The 13,977-nt window shown below is 51.4% G+C and carries 16 protein-coding genes; 10 read left to right on the top strand and 6 right to left on the bottom strand.

The annotated features are described in order from the left end of the window. The first annotated feature begins 58 nt into the window (after positions 1–58). The 4 genes from E0E17_RS14640 to E0E17_RS14655 all read left to right on the top strand — a co-directional run bounded on the left by E0E17_RS14640 (position 59) and on the right by E0E17_RS14655 (position 3,523). Positions 59–895 carry an SDR family NAD(P)-dependent oxidoreductase gene (locus E0E17_RS14640; protein WP_130834751.1) on the top strand — a complete coding sequence of 279 codons (837 nt, stop codon included), beginning with the start codon at positions 59–61 and terminating at the stop codon, positions 893–895. A 2-nt stretch (positions 896–897) separates the two neighbouring features. After that, positions 898–1,644 carry an SDR family NAD(P)-dependent oxidoreductase gene (locus E0E17_RS14645; protein WP_130834752.1) on the top strand — a complete coding sequence of 249 codons (747 nt, stop codon included), beginning with the start codon at positions 898–900 and terminating at the stop codon, positions 1,642–1,644. A gap of 14 nt (positions 1,645–1,658) precedes the next feature. After that, complete coding sequence (locus E0E17_RS14650) at positions 1,659–2,375, top strand: SDR family oxidoreductase (protein WP_237680792.1); 717 nt, start codon at positions 1,659–1,661, stop codon at positions 2,373–2,375. A gap of 329 nt (positions 2,376–2,704) precedes the next feature. Then, the gene (locus E0E17_RS14655) at positions 2,705–3,523 is read left to right on the top strand and encodes a helix-turn-helix transcriptional regulator (protein ID WP_130834753.1); all 819 of its coding nucleotides are present in this window, start codon (positions 2,705–2,707) and stop codon (positions 3,521–3,523) included. Here E0E17_RS14655 and E0E17_RS14660 read toward each other — a convergent pair. The 5 genes from E0E17_RS14660 to E0E17_RS14680 form a co-directional block, all read right to left on the bottom strand. Next, complete coding sequence (locus E0E17_RS14660; RefSeq protein ID WP_130834754.1) at positions 3,494–4,132, bottom strand: LysE family transporter; 639 nt, start codon at positions 4,130–4,132, stop codon at positions 3,494–3,496. The two genes, E0E17_RS14655 and E0E17_RS14660, sit on opposite strands and share 30 nt — an antisense overlap. Further along, positions 4,129–5,430: a DUF8614 domain-containing protein gene (locus E0E17_RS14665; protein ID WP_130834755.1), complete on the bottom strand. Its 1,302-nt coding sequence runs from the start codon at positions 5,428–5,430 to the stop codon at positions 4,129–4,131. Before E0E17_RS14665 ends, E0E17_RS14660 begins: the two co-directional genes overlap by 4 nt. Before the next feature lie 410 nt (positions 5,431–5,840). Next, positions 5,841–6,551: an ArsR/SmtB family transcription factor gene (locus tag E0E17_RS14670; protein WP_130834756.1), complete on the bottom strand. Its 711-nt coding sequence runs from the start codon at positions 6,549–6,551 to the stop codon at positions 5,841–5,843. Continuing rightward, positions 6,548–6,940 (bottom strand): amino acid-binding protein, encoded by a 393-nt coding sequence (locus tag E0E17_RS14675; protein ID WP_130834757.1) that lies wholly within the window; start codon positions 6,938–6,940, stop codon positions 6,548–6,550. Before E0E17_RS14675 ends, E0E17_RS14670 begins: the two co-directional genes overlap by 4 nt. A gap of 1 nt (position 6,941) precedes the next feature. Beyond that, positions 6,942–7,256, bottom strand: coding sequence for an antibiotic biosynthesis monooxygenase family protein (locus E0E17_RS14680; RefSeq protein ID WP_130834758.1), 315 nt, complete (start codon positions 7,254–7,256; stop codon positions 6,942–6,944). A 302-nt stretch (positions 7,257–7,558) separates the two neighbouring features. Here E0E17_RS14680 and E0E17_RS14685 point away from each other — a divergent pair, with 302 nt between their 5' ends. The 3 genes from E0E17_RS14685 (at position 7,559) to E0E17_RS14695 (ending at position 10,910) form a co-directional block, all read left to right on the top strand. Beyond that, positions 7,559–8,425, top strand: coding sequence for an AraC family transcriptional regulator (locus E0E17_RS14685; protein ID WP_237680793.1), 867 nt, complete (start codon positions 7,559–7,561; stop codon positions 8,423–8,425). 77 nt (positions 8,426–8,502) lie between these two features. After that, positions 8,503–9,150, top strand: a complete 648-nt coding sequence (locus tag E0E17_RS14690; RefSeq protein WP_130834759.1) for a LysE family translocator — start codon at positions 8,503–8,505, stop codon at positions 9,148–9,150. A 401-nt stretch (positions 9,151–9,551) separates the two neighbouring features. Continuing rightward, the gene (locus E0E17_RS14695) at positions 9,552–10,910 is read left to right on the top strand and encodes an esterase-like activity of phytase family protein (protein ID WP_130834760.1); all 1,359 of its coding nucleotides are present in this window, start codon (positions 9,552–9,554) and stop codon (positions 10,908–10,910) included. Between the two features lie 242 nt (positions 10,911–11,152). Here the strand turns inward: E0E17_RS14695 and E0E17_RS14700 are convergent, their stop codons facing one another. Then, positions 11,153–12,043, bottom strand: a complete 891-nt coding sequence (locus E0E17_RS14700; protein ID WP_130834761.1) for a LysR family transcriptional regulator — start codon at positions 12,041–12,043, stop codon at positions 11,153–11,155. A 113-nt stretch (positions 12,044–12,156) separates the two neighbouring features. Here E0E17_RS14700 and E0E17_RS14705 point away from each other — a divergent pair, with 113 nt between their 5' ends. From E0E17_RS14705 to E0E17_RS14715, 3 genes are all read left to right on the top strand, one after another. Next, a complete protein-coding gene (locus E0E17_RS14705; protein ID WP_130834762.1) occupies positions 12,157–12,897 on the top strand; it encodes a sulfite exporter TauE/SafE family protein in 741 nt (246 codons plus the stop codon). A gap of 73 nt (positions 12,898–12,970) precedes the next feature. Continuing rightward, on the top strand, positions 12,971–13,450 hold the full coding sequence (locus E0E17_RS14710) for a PaaI family thioesterase (protein WP_130834763.1): 480 nt from the start codon (positions 12,971–12,973) through the stop codon (positions 13,448–13,450). Positions 13,451–13,546: 96 nt separating this feature from the next. Next, positions 13,547–13,912 (top strand): HAD family hydrolase, encoded by a 366-nt coding sequence (locus E0E17_RS14715; protein ID WP_130834764.1) that lies wholly within the window; start codon positions 13,547–13,549, stop codon positions 13,910–13,912. Positions 13,913–13,977 lie beyond the last annotated feature (65 nt).

Raw genomic sequence — 13,977 nt, forward strand, 5'->3', positions numbered from 1 at the left:
TTGTTACGTTTATCTGCTCCTCATATCCTTTTAATCATAAAAGAAAGGAGGAGAGGTTATGCAACGTCATTCTGAATCGAGGGTCTGGCTTATTACAGGAATTAGCCGTGGCCTGGGACTGACAATGGCAAAGGCGGTGCTATCCACCGGTGATAGCGTTGCCGGAATGACCCGTGATGGCAACGTTCCTTTTACATCTGAGAAGCTGCGGGTATTCAAATGGGATGCGGAAGAACAGGAATCGCAGCAGGCCCTTGTCAGTGATGTCCTGCAGCATTTTGGCAGGATAGACGAGCTCGAAAATAATGCAGGCTACGGTTTGCTGGGGCCAGTTGAGACAACATCTGAGGCGGATATTGCCCGCCTCTTCCAGGTTAACTTTCAGGTTAACTTTCATGCGCCCCTGCATCTGATACAGTCCGTGCTGCCCGTCATGCGTCGTCAGCGCAGCGGTCATATTCTTAATATCATGTCAGTCGCTGCTCTTGATCCGCTGCCCGGATCTGCTGTTTATGCTGCGGCGAAGTCTGCGCTTGATACCCTTTCGCATGGCCTGGGACAGGAAACGTCGCCCTGGGGCATTTCGCTGACGTCTGTCGCACCCGGCGGATTTCGCACAGATTTTCTCTCCCCTTACTCAGTCAGCGTCGGATTGCAGGAGGCAGGCAGCTATCCCGCAGTAACTGAACAACTTAATCAGATGAAGCTGCGTCACGGCAGACAAGGCGGATGTCCGAAAAAAGCAGCCAGAATCATTATTGAAACCGTCAGCTCCCCCAGTCCTCCCCGGACACTGGTTCTGGGCGGGGATGCTTTTATCCGCACCAGAGAGTTTCAGTACCGGCTGATGAATGAGATGACGCTCTGGCAACGTGACACAGCAATTGGGGAGTAAAAATGGCAGACTTTTTGGGTCTTAAAAACAGAGTGGCGATTGTCACGGGCGCCGCAGGCGATATTGGCAGGGCGACAGTAAAGTTACTTGTGAGTCATGAAGCGAAGGTGCTGGCTCTGGATATTAATCCGGAAGTCCATTCACTGGCACAGAACAATCAGGTGATGACACAAATTTGCGACGTCAGCCAGGAACATGAGGTTATCGGCGCGGTGACGTTCGCACAGACAGAATTCGGTGGCGTGGATGTTCTCATCAACAATGCGGGCAAAACCCTGAATAAACTTGCTACCGAGACATCGGCTGAAGAATGGGACAGCATTATGACCATTAATGCCAGAGGGTATTTTCTCCTGAGCAGGGAAAGCCTGAAGGTCATGCAGCCCCGCAGGCAGGGAACGATTGTCAACGTAGCGTCCGTAGTGAGCATGGTTGGCATGAACGCAACCTCCGCCTACTCGGCCTCTAAAGGCGCAATAGTCCAGCTGACAAAAGTTCTGGCTCTGGAAGCTGCTGAGTATGGTATCCGGGTGAATGCTGTCGCACCCGGCGTCGTCGAAACGAATATCCTTTCCGGCATTGTGGCAGACAGCCGGGCCACGCTGGCCAGCTATGGTCATGTTCATCCACTTGGACGAGTGGCTCAGCCGGAAGAAATTGCTGAAGCAATTATCTGGCTTGCATCACCTAAAGCCAGCTTCGTTACGGGAACGGTTTTACTGGCTGACGGCGGTTATACCGCGCAGTAATCTGGAGCACATGAATGATGAAAAAACAAACTATTTTAATTGTCGGGTCTGAGAAAGGGCTCGGGCTGGGCCTGACTGAGGCCTGGCTGGAAAAGGGCTGGGAAGTTTTTGCCACGCATTTACCGGATGCTGATGTATCTCCCCTGCTCGCCCTGGCAGAGGCTTACCCGGACAGCCTCACGACCGGCGAGATTGATGTAACTGATTCGTCCTATATCGGGCCCCTTGTCGCCAGGCTCAGTACACGGCGGTTTGACATTATTTTTATGGTTGCCGGAATCTACGGTCCCTTACATCAGTCAGTGTTGCAGGCATCTGATGCTGAATTCCAGCAGATTATGATGACCAATGCTTTTGGTCCAGCCCGTCTGGCCCGGCACCTCCTGCCGATGCTTAAACCTGCCGGCACGCTGGTCTTTATGTCGTCGCACCGGGGTAGCATTGCCGGCAATACCGAACCGGGAATAGGTCTTGAGCTTTACCGGGCCAGTAAAGCGGCCTTAAATATGCTGGCTCGTTGTATTTATATGGATCTTAGTCAGGGGGAACATACTGTCCTGTGTATCCATCCGGGCTGGGCAGTGACAGCAATGGGCACTCTGGACGGCGCAGTTGAAGCAGAGATTGATGTGAAAACCAGCGTCAACGGAATGGTTGATGTCATTGCGCTACACCGCAATGATAAAAAACATCTGTTCCTCGACTTTGAGAACAATACCTGGCCTTGGTAAAGATGTCGAAACGAGCCAGCAATATTGCTGGCTATTTCCTTCCAATGTCCGCTTCTGGCACAGAGCGGACACAAGGAACAACGTCCTTCTGTTACTTTCCTGCATTGCCAGACAGTGTATCCTGGTGGCTAACCGACAAAGCCAGCAAAATTTACCAGGCCGCGCGGGCACGGTCTGGTCAGGAAAGGGCATGTCTGATTACTGACAGACTGCGCCCGGAGGGTAATTTATTCGCTGGAGCCCTAAAACCAACAGTTGAAAAAGTGTTCAGTTAGTGGTTTTATCATTCATTAATAATTATTCACTATTGCTGCATAAGGTCAGATACGTTGTCACTAGAGTCTGCAGAGTGGTTTAGCCGAAATGGTATAGAGTGCTCACGGGTCAGAGCCTGTAATTCTGGCTTTCCGAAACATCTTCACGATGAATATGTCATCAGCGCAAACCTGACGGGGGTGGAGGAAATCTGGCTGGCAGGGAAAACCGCGTATGTTAAAAGTGGTCAGGTTACCTTATATAATCCGGGAACCACTCAGGCTTCGCGTTTTGATACTCAAGCCGTGGAATTTATCAGCGTGCACATCCCCCAGCCAGTGATAAAAATGCTTGCAGATGAGGACAATCTCAATAGCGATCATGAAGCCCCTGTTCTGCGAGAAGGCATAATCAATAACACTCGCCTGTTTGACGCGCTGTACCGTTTTGCAACATCAGCCCGGCTGGAGAAGGGCATGGATGAGGAGCAGGAACTGATTTTACTTTGTGGTGAGCTGCTTGAGATGCCAGCTCTACTTCAGAGAGGTGATGAACAGAAAATCAACATTGTTATCGAGTACTTGCGAGAGCACCTCAGCGTAAAACCGCAGCTGGAGATGCTCGCGCAGCTGGCGGGGATGAGCAAGTATCATCTTGTTCGCTTCTTCACCCGGCATACGGGTATGCCGCCTCTGCAGTATCATATGCAGCTTCGTCTGCACCATGCCCGCGACTTGCTTCGCAGAAACGTGCATCCGCTCGATGCGGCAATAATGCTGGGATTTTACGATCAGAGTCATTTTATTAATGCGTTTCGCAAAGTGATGGGAACAACACCCCATCACTATGCTTCGCAGGTCAGATCAGGCCACCATAAACTCCCGGTACCCTGACACAATCACGTAAAGCGCAAAGTAGCTGAATATAAACGCTGAGACTATGTAGGAATATTTAAGCAGACGGTGACCAAGCAGTTTGCCACCAAAACTCCCAACCAGGCACAAGACGCAGGTCCAGAACATTCCCGCAATGAAAAAGCCACTCAGAAACCAGGACGTTGCCGTAACGCTGTGCTGGCCCATCCGGGATATCAGCGCACCGCCCACTGTCGCAAACCACAGAATAGCCGTGGGGGAGGACATGGCAAGCACCACGCCCCGGCCAAATTCACGCAGCAGCGGGCGATACTGATGGGTTTCGCTCACGTTAAGCTCTGAAGCCTTCCTGAAAGCGGCCACCAGCATTTTGCCAGCGAACCATAGAAGCATCGCGCCACCGCCAATCCACAGTAGCCAGCGTACGGCTTCATACTGAAGCAGTACGGCCATTCCCGCCAGCGCCAGTAATGCATATGCCAGGTCACCCACACAAGTCCCCATTCCCAGCCAGAAACCATGAAAATACCCGCGTTGCATGGCAAGGGTAATCATGGCGATATTGGCAATCCCGATATCAAGACACAGCGAAAGGCTCAGTAAGAAACCATTTGAAAACTCGATCATAACGTAAAGCCTTTTATCTTCTGGTCGTACTCGATCATGTCGACAGTTTTACCCAGCCGGTTTAGCAGCAGATCCGCCTCTTCACGCTGATGGTGAGGTGAATAGCATTGCAGGAACGTCAGGGCTGCCTCTGTATCACCCTGCAATACAGAGCGGGTCATTGCTGTTGCCAGTGCCGTCAGAGCAGGCTTCACCGCGCTGAGTTCTACCACATAATGCGTCCCACTCCAGTTCAGGCACTGGTGTTCAGTTAGCCATTTAAGCTGTATATAGGCTGCCCCTGCGTCAGGATAAGCACATGGGCCGCGGCGCAAATATCGCAGCATTTCCAGCAGGAAAATTTTTAACTGCAGCGTCTCATTCAGCTGCAGGGCCTGCCGGGAAGGCTCTGTCAGGCACATCAGCAGCCCAAAGACATCGGCCAGTGCTTCCTGCACAACCATTGATCCCCATCTGTCCTGTTTACTTAATTTGCCAAACATCATCTTTTCAAGAACAACAGAATGCCCCAGATCATGACCGCGGAACCAGGCAATCAGGTGGCGAGCACAGAGAGCGCTGTCCGGGATAAATTCATGATGCCAGCCAAGTAGAGAAGCCTGGGACCGGGCAAAACGTTCAAACAGGTTCAGATAGGTATTTGCAAACACAATGGTGCGCTTCTGGGGGGCGTATTTCACCCCTTCATCTTCAGGAAAAAAATAGGCGAAATGTTTAGGATAGCTGTTAGCTTCGCCAGCAATGGCAAACAGATCGACAATTTTGTAGCGGCATCCGGGCAGCGCAACCAGCCGCTGGTCGATATGATTTTGCAGCCAGCACAGATTGTCCGGAAAGAGCTCATCCACCACATCCGAAACTTCCTGCAGCTCGCGATCGGGTAACCCAAACCAGGCGGAATAATGCTGCGTGCGAGACTTACCTACCCATGTCGACATGTAACCTATTCCCTGCACCAGCTCCTGTTCATCCAGACCTGCTATCTGCGGGAGAAGTTCTTTTGCTGTGCTGGCGTCAGAGAGGATTTCTGCGCGTAACTGCAGCGCTTTGTAGGTATCCGGATCGTCAAATTCCTGCGCAAGCTTGAAACAGATAATGCTGAGCTTTTCTTCAACATATTGAAGCAGCGTACTCCCGGTTCGAGTGGAAGCCGGGTGAATATGACTGGCCGCCTCTGCAAGACGCGTAGCCTGGTGGATAAGATCCAGCGCCGCGGGCGAAAGTGAGTCAGGCAGAGGGATATCCATCATGTGGATATGGTATGAGTCAGCAGCGGGCCAGAACGGTGTCGTAAACATGAAATTCCCTTCCATTATCAGTAACGAGAAGTTTACTTAACCATTGCATCTGTAATCAGTATTGGAAGGAATTGCGCGAAGAGGTCGGAAAGAACGGTGCACTTCAGAACCATAACCGACTATTTCGCTTAGCAGTAAATTAAAAGGCGTATAGAAAAGCATGATCAAGCGGGGCCAGGCAGTCTGACGCAGTGATAGAGCGACACGGGGCGTTATACCCGGGAGAATTGCCCTGCACCGCATAAATTAACGGGTTTCGGTTACGGCAATGTCCGCTTCTGGCACAAAGCGGACTGACCCGGGCGCAAGGTCCGCTATGAGCGATAAGCGGACCTGTGTTCGTCAAAACGGGTGAAAATATTGGGCAATTCAATGACATCCGGTCGAGGCATCAGGTACAGGACTTAAGATCAGGTAATTTTCAGCTTAAACAGCCGATAAATTGCAATTCGTCCTGGATCGGTTACGTTCACTTCACGATATCCCGGCATACGCGTTACCCATTCTTTTTGCAGGAATAGCGTAAACAATGCTGAGCCAGCGTCACCGCCGAGGTGGAAACGTCGCTCACTCCAGTCCAGACAGGGGCTGCAGGGCTTGCGGCGCGTGCGTGCGTTAAGCACGACGCCCATTTTCTCAAAATGTATTTTGCCCGCTGATGTCAGTTCCGAGCCATCTGCTTCAAGCCATTTTTCCCGCAGCATACATTCATAAAGGCTGACAGCAAGCTCGCCTGCCAGATGGTCATAGCAGGTGCGTGCGTACCGAAGATAGACCGGCGTACTGGAAGCGGGGGGCTTATGAGTACGCATGGAAACGCCCATCAGGTTTTCCAGCAGTCCGGCGATATGATGCCCCGCAAGGCTGTAATATCGATGACGCCCCTGCGTCAGGCAAATGACCAGACCGTTGCTGAGAAGTCGGTTCAGATGCCCGCTGGCTGTCGAGGCTGCTATGCCAGCTACTACGCTGAGTTCGGTGGCTGTCCACGCGCGCCCATCCATCAGGGCGCACAGAATGCTGACCCTGGACGGGTCAGACAGGGCAGAAGCTACCATTGCCATTGATGTTTCAAGAGCATCATCCGGCTCACTGTCGCACTGTGTTTTAAGGGGTTTCATTCAGAAGGTATTGCCCATTTTTGGGTGACTTCAGCTGCCCGTGTATCATCATCCGTAATGAGAATGAGCCGGTTGCTGTGGTCGCTGTACTGTACCAGAATATTGATGCCGTTCCGGGCAATTTTGTCAGCTATTTCTCCCAGCTCACCTGGTCGTTCCTGAGGTAATTTTCTTACCAGAGGTCGACACACCTCGCAGACTTCAAAACCGGCTTCAGTCAGCACCCTGCGGGCTTTTTCACCGTCTTCAACCAGGAAGTGTGCATGTCCGGCCTCAGGTGTTGTAAATACGCCACCGCCTTCAAGTCCCACTCCGTTTTCACCCAGTACACTCCCCAGTGAACCAAGTGAACCCGGACTATTTTTGAGAATAACGTGAATGTCATACATGCTAATTTGTTCCCTTATCAGAAGAGTAATCACGGAATACGTTGGCTACCCGTATTCTGTAGAATGAAAAAATCGATTGCTTACCTTCTTTCTGCGCGGCCTGATGCGCCACATTTTGCTTCCATCCGGCTACAGACTCCTCATCTTCCCACCATGACAAAGAAAGAATTTTTCCGGGGGTAGTCAGGCTCTGGAAGCGCTCAATTGAAATAAATCCGGGCGTGTCGGATAAGAGAGGTTTCAGCTCCGAAGCGAGCTGAAAATATCTTTCCTGAGCCTCGGGCAGGGCATCTGCCTCAAAAAGTACTGCAATCATGGTCCGCTCCGTTGTTAATTTACGGACAGTTTAATGATGACGAAGGCATGTTGCTTCGGTGGGCGCCGAAGTATGCATGTGCGTGACATTCTCCCCGTTGATTAATACAAACTGTATTTAGCAACTTCCGCTTCTGGCACAGAGCGGACTGACCCGGGCGCAAGGTCCGCTATGAGCGAAAAGCGGACATATTAATAGGTATATGCAGGCCTGCCTGAGGTAATATCTTAATTAATCGTATCGTGTCTGGCTCAACACCTTGCAGGCATCACCACAATAATTTGTACCAGGATGGAACCAGTATGCTCACCCTGTCCCCATGTGCTTCTGGCTGCAGGTGCGATAATGGCAGCACCGGCAACCTTGCAGAATTCTGGCGCGATTCGTCTATGGATTTTGTAGAAAGTCGTCGCGCCTGTCACAGCCGCGCGTGTTATAAGCTACACAGTCATCCGACTTTTTCTCTGGGCGCTGTGGACGCGGGCAGCAGTGTGTTCACAGGGGCGACGGGTGATCCCTGGTCTTTGCGACCGGGGATGATGGTATTCATTCCAGCCGACGCTGTTCATTCCTGTAATCCCTTACCCGATCAGCACTGGAGCTATCAGATGCTGCATATCGATGCCGCGTGGTTAAGGGCTTTGGTTACTGAAATGAATGATTTTTCAGGCAGCCTTATTAGTGACGATATTGTTCGGGTGACGGCTGATGAGGACCTTTATCGTCGCTTCTGTGAACTGAATGCCACCCTGTTTTCAACAGTCAGTGCAGAAGACAAAAATGTGGCGTTAATTGAGTTTATAGGCGACTGCGAATATGACACTTGTGTGGCGGAAGCTTTTCCTGTCATGTCGCCTGAGGTGAGGCGGACGTTGAAAAACATTATTGATATGATGCAACAGACCGAAAGGCAGCCGTGGACCTTAGCGGAGCTGGCAAATCTGTCAGGCATGAGTCGTTATCAGATCATCAGAGCATTTCGCGCTGCGACCGGGATGACACCGCATGCGTACCAGCTTAATGTGCGCATCAATCAGGCGCGGCGGTGGCTGCTGTCAGGTCATGATATGGCCGATATTGCTTACCGGCTGGGTTTCGCTGATCAGAGTCATTTCCAGCGCGTATTCAAGACGCATACCGGTGTAACGCCAGGCTGTTTTCGGAGCTGAAAACCTGCAATTTTGTTCAATACAATCCTGCCCGGAGACTGCACCCTGTTAAAAACTTTTAAGAGGGTAATACCGAGATGCAGCAATTTCTTTTTGTGGCTGCAGCGCATTTTCTGGCGTTGCTGTCACCCGGTCCGGATTTTTTTCTCGTTGCGCGCACCTCCATCAGAGCTGGCTGGCGTCACGCTGCAAATGTCTGTCTGGGAATAGCAATAGCGAACGGGGTGTTCATTCTTGCTGCCTTCAGCGGTATCACGCTTTTTAGTCCTGACAGCATCAGCTTTATCGTTATTCAGCTCACGGGCTGTGCTTATCTGCTCTATATCGGTGTGCTTTTTATTTGCTTTGCGGGTGCAAATTCTGTTTCTGAATACAATGTAAAAAACCATGGCTTAGTCACAGAGTCTGCTGGCGTATGGAGGCATTGCCGTGAGTTCGGCATGGGATTTTTATCCGGTATTCTCAATCCAAAAAATGCGCTGTTTTATGTCAGTCTGGCCACCCTTATTGGCGGCACAACCGTGGTTAGTCTGAAGGTCGTCTATGGCGTATGGATGTTCAGCATTGTGCTACTGTGGGATTTACTGGTAGCCATCTTCATTGGCAACCGCGTCATACTGCAATACTTTTCGCAGACGTTGCCCTGGCTGGAGCGTGTCTCAGGCGTCATTCTAATCGGTCTGGCATTGAGTGTCATCATGGTCAATCTGATCGCACTGGCCTGACAGCCAGTGGCTGGCTTCAATTTTACGCGAAATTGGGGGGCCGCTTCTGGCACAGAGCGGCCTGACAAGCAGGTCAATGCCCGCTTAGAGCGAAAAGCGGACGTTACCGGTTCAGGGAAAAGACGCCACCAGGCTGAACATCTTTAGCTACCTTGCCAGGCGATGCCTGTGTCAGTGAACTTTCTGCCTTAGGCATTACGGGCCAGGATCCGCATCAATGTCACCGCCTTTGTCCTGAAATTTTGACCATACTATCTAAACATAAGGGTTCATTCTCTCACCATCCACCTTCTTAACGGTGAAGAAATCAACCTGTTAGCAGCCAATGTTTCCCGGAGATTTCATTTTTCTGTCATTTTTGTTCTTTACGCTGTTAGCTTCCCTACATGGATATTAACAAAATGAAAATGAAAGCTATTTCTCTGGTTATCGGCTGTGCGCTCTCTTCATCAACGCTAGCGGCGCAGCCGCAGGTCGAGCGCTATATCGTCAGTTTTCCCGAAGGTACGCGCGTAAGCTACAACGGCGCGTTTGCCAGCGCGTTTCCAAATGGTTTGCCGGTGGGGATCGGCTCCGGCTTGCTGTTTACCGGCAAGCAGGGGGATGCACTCACCTTCGCAACCGTCACCGATCGTGGGCCGAATGCTGACTCGCCTGATATGGGTAAGAGAGAGGCAAAAATTTTCGTCACGCCAGAGTTCGCCCCGCTGCTGATGAATATTCGGGTGCAGAACGGCAAAGCGGAGGCCACGGACGCCCGACCGTTGCATGACGATAAGGGCAATATTAACGGATTGCCGCTGCAGGATGGCGTCATCGGATCAACCAATGAAATCGCGCTAAGCGATACGTTGAAAGTGCTGCATGGCGATAACCGCGGTCTGGATTCGGAAGGCATTACGCCGGACGGCAAGGGAGGGTATTGGCTGTGCGATGAGTATGGTCCGTTCCTGATTAACGTTGATGCGCGCGGCAAGATCCTGACAATTCACGGGCCGCAGGCAGCAGAGGGGGAGAAATCCATCGCGGGCGGTCTGCCGAACGTTCTCAAATGGCGTCAGCCAAATCGTGGATTTGAAGGGCTCACCCGCATGCCGGACGGGCGTATCATCGCCGCGGTGCAGAGCACGCTGGATATCAACGGTAAAAGTAAAAAGCAGGCGCGCTTTACCCGCCTGGTGAGCTTCGATCCGGCGACCGGGAAAACCGCGATGTATGGTTACCCTATCGACAGCGCCGCTTACGGTAAAAACAGCGACGCAAAAATTGGCGATATCGTGGCGCTCGACAATCAGCATATCCTGCTGATTGAACAAGGCAGCGACAAAGACGATGCGATGCGCAATCTTATCTATAAGGTGGATCTTAGCCCGGCTACCGAGCTTGCAGCGTTCGATAAGCCTGGCGAGTATCCGGAGTTTGACGACGAGAAAGCGCTGGCGCAGCGCGGCATTAAGCTCGCCACTAAAACGCTGGTGGTCGATTTACGTCAACTCGGCTGGCAGCAGGAGAAGGCCGAAGGTCTGGCGCTGATCGACAATAAAACGCTGGCGGTCACCAATGACAATGACTTCGGCGTGAGAACGGTCATGCAAAATCCGGTTGAAGGTAAGAAGCGTAAGGATTATCGGGTGACCGAACAGGGGACGCTTACGGTAGATGATAAGCCGGTTGCAACGACTATCGGTGTAAAGCCGCTGAAGAAACCTGAATCGGACAGCGAATTGTGGATTGTCACGCTGGCGGCACCGCTGAAATAAACGCTTTCCCCACCCCAGGCTGCGTCCCTTAATTGCATCACTTTTTGTAAAAGAGCCGGATGCAGCCCAGTTTTGCCATCGACAGATCATTCCTCGGCGTTTGGTCACAGCGGGCTACGGGCCAGACATCGTCCGCTATGAGCGAGGAGCGGAAGTTCGCAGTTTGACCCACAATCAAGGCATGGCTGGAACTGCTTATGCAAATCACGTTGGGCTGCGTTAAGCTGGCATAACAGGGATATTTATAAATCCAGTACTCTTAGAAACTCGAGTAATCCTGCCATGGCCGGGCTCAGTGAATTCTGGTTCTTATAGCAAATGCAGATTCTCCGGCGCGCCCATTGGTCGTGTAGCGGCAATATTTGGTAGGGGAGCTTTTTGCTGAAGCGCTCAGCTACAGATACCGGAAGAATCCCCACGCCAATGCCGCTACTGACCATCTCGCAAATACCTTCAAAACTGCTCATTCTGATGCGGTAAGTCAGTTGATGACCAAGCTCTCTTGCATGCTCACTGATGTGATCCTGCAGCGCATTGCCGGGGTAAAGCCCAATAAAAGGTTCGCTGATCGCGTCCGAGAGAAAGACGTTATCTCTGCATTCAAGAGTGTGAGTGACGGGAACGATAAGAGCAAGTCTGTCATCTGCTATGGGTTCAAGCTTGAGTTCGCCAGCGTCTACTGCATCTGAGACGAGCCCTGCTTCAACGATACCATTGCTTATGCTATTAATGATATCCGCACTTGTTCTCTCTTCAAGCTCAATGGCCACATCGGGGTATTCTGTAAGCCACTTTGCAAGCCTTCCAGGCAGAAATTCGGCCATCGCTGAAGTATTGGCATATAATCGCACCTTCCCTCTAACTCCTTTAACGTAAGCGCCGAGTTCAGCTTTAAGTCGCTCCTGCTGGGACAGTATTTCACGGGCATGGCGGATAAGGATCTCACCGGCTTCTGTAAGGCTGACGCCTCTCGGATGACGAAAGAACAATTTCACCCCGGTGTCTTCCTCTATGCTTTTCAGCCTCTCACTGGCCGAGCCAGCAGCCAGGCTGGCGTACCGGGCACCATGGGTAATGCTTCCCGCGTCAGCGATGCAGACGACAAGTTTCAAATCAGAAAGATCCAGTCTCATAAGATATTCACCTAAGCCTTCGGACCATCCGAAGCATGACGCGCTTAAACCAGATTGTCCACTAACGGCCGGGATGTTTGAATCTCTGGAAATCCTTCGTCAGGGCAAATTTCGTGAGCGAACAACTGTATATCTATCTTTTACTAATATTTATCCTCGCCGGTTTCGTAAAAGGCGTGACCGGAATGGGTTTGCCAACGGTGGCAATGGGATTACTTGGCATGATTATGCCTCTCCCGAGCGCGGCGGCACTGCTGGTTATTCCTTCTTTCGTGACGAATGTGCTGCAGCTTTTTACCGGCCCTTCAGTGATGCTTATCATCAGACGTCTTTGGCTGATGATGTTGCTTATACTGGCTGGTACGGTGGCAGCATCTTCGCTTCTTATCAGCATTAATCCCGCCTGGTCAGCGTTCGGCCTGGGTGTGGCTTTAATCGTTTATGCTGTTTTTGCGCTGGTTTCGCCGTCGGTTACAGTTTCTCAGGCCCGGGAGAAATGGCTGTCACCCGTTATTGGCGGCGTTACAGGCGTAATAACCGGTGCGACAGGCGTATTCGTTATGCCGGCCGTTCCCTTTCTTCAGTCGCTTCGCTTCAGTAAAGATGAACTCGTCCAGGCCCTTGGGCTGTCATTTACCGTTTCTACGGTTGCGCTGGCCGCAGGGCTTTATCTTCATAACGCGTTCCGAATAGCGCAGTTTTCGCTGTCATTTATGTCCATACTCCCTGCTCTGGCTGGGATGTGGCTGGGGCAGAAGGTACGGGCACGCATCAGTGCCACGCGTTTCAGGCAGTGTTTTCTTTTGTTCCTGATTGTACTGGGAATGGAACTGATTCTACGCCCCTTTATCTGATTTATCAGAACCGAAGTGCCGGGTGCAGCAGACTGGTTGCCGGCTCTGCAGGGTCAATAACCGGGAGAATGTAATGAGCAGCAATCAATTGTCGATACTCAGCTTTCTTGAGTCACAGCTGAACGGTACTTTAAAGCCCGGCGACACCACGCACATGAACTATCCGACGCCAATATCACAGCTTCTGGGTTTTCATCTGGTGGCCATTAATGAGGGAACTGCCACGCTGGAGATGTATGCCGATGCGTCAATACATGGGAATCAGCAGGGTACGGTGCACGGGGGTTTAATAACAGAATTGGCCGATGCCACCGTCGGAACGGCACATTCTACTCTTATGGGGCCAGGGGAAACCTTTACGAGTATCGATATTAAAGCTTCTTTTCTGCGTCCTGTATGGAAATCCACGCTGACATCACACGCTTATGCCATTCATCAGGGTAAGACCATCAGCCACTATTGCTGTGAAATCAAAAGGGACGACGGTAAGATCGTCGCCATCGTACAGAGCACAGTCATGACCCTTAAGGGGGACAAGGCGTCCGGACGATGACATTTTCGCAGCATTAGCGAGACCTGCACGAAGATCGGATAATACCCTTTAGATAAGGAGGATGATGCGTTACATGCTAAAGCGCTTCCGTTTGATATGGACGGTACCCTGGTAGACTCAACGGCGGTAGTTGAGAATGAATGGCGCAGGTTCAGTACACGTTTTGATCTAAACGCAGAAGAGGTTATCGCTTTTGCACATGGCCGGCAAACGATTGATACGGTTATCCATTTTATTGGAACGGGTGAAGAGACCGTGGCGGCTGCAGATGAGCTGGATGAGCGTGAACTGGTCATCCTTGATGGTATTGTCGCCATGGCTGGTTCGACTGATTTGTTAAAACGACTCCCGCAGGATCGCTGGGCGCTTGTTACCTCTGCCAGCCGGGAGTTAGCTGTAAACAGGATGAAAGCAGCTGGCTTACCGCTTCCGCCTGTTATGGTGTGCAGAGGATGTCGCTGAAGGTAAACCCTCACCTGAAGGCTATTTAAGAGAAGCATTGCTTCCTGGTTACCCGGCTCGTGACT

This window comes from [Erwinia] mediterraneensis (assembly GCF_900604315.1).
GTDB lineage: Bacteria > Pseudomonadota > Gammaproteobacteria > Enterobacterales > Enterobacteriaceae > Pantoea > Pantoea mediterraneensis_A.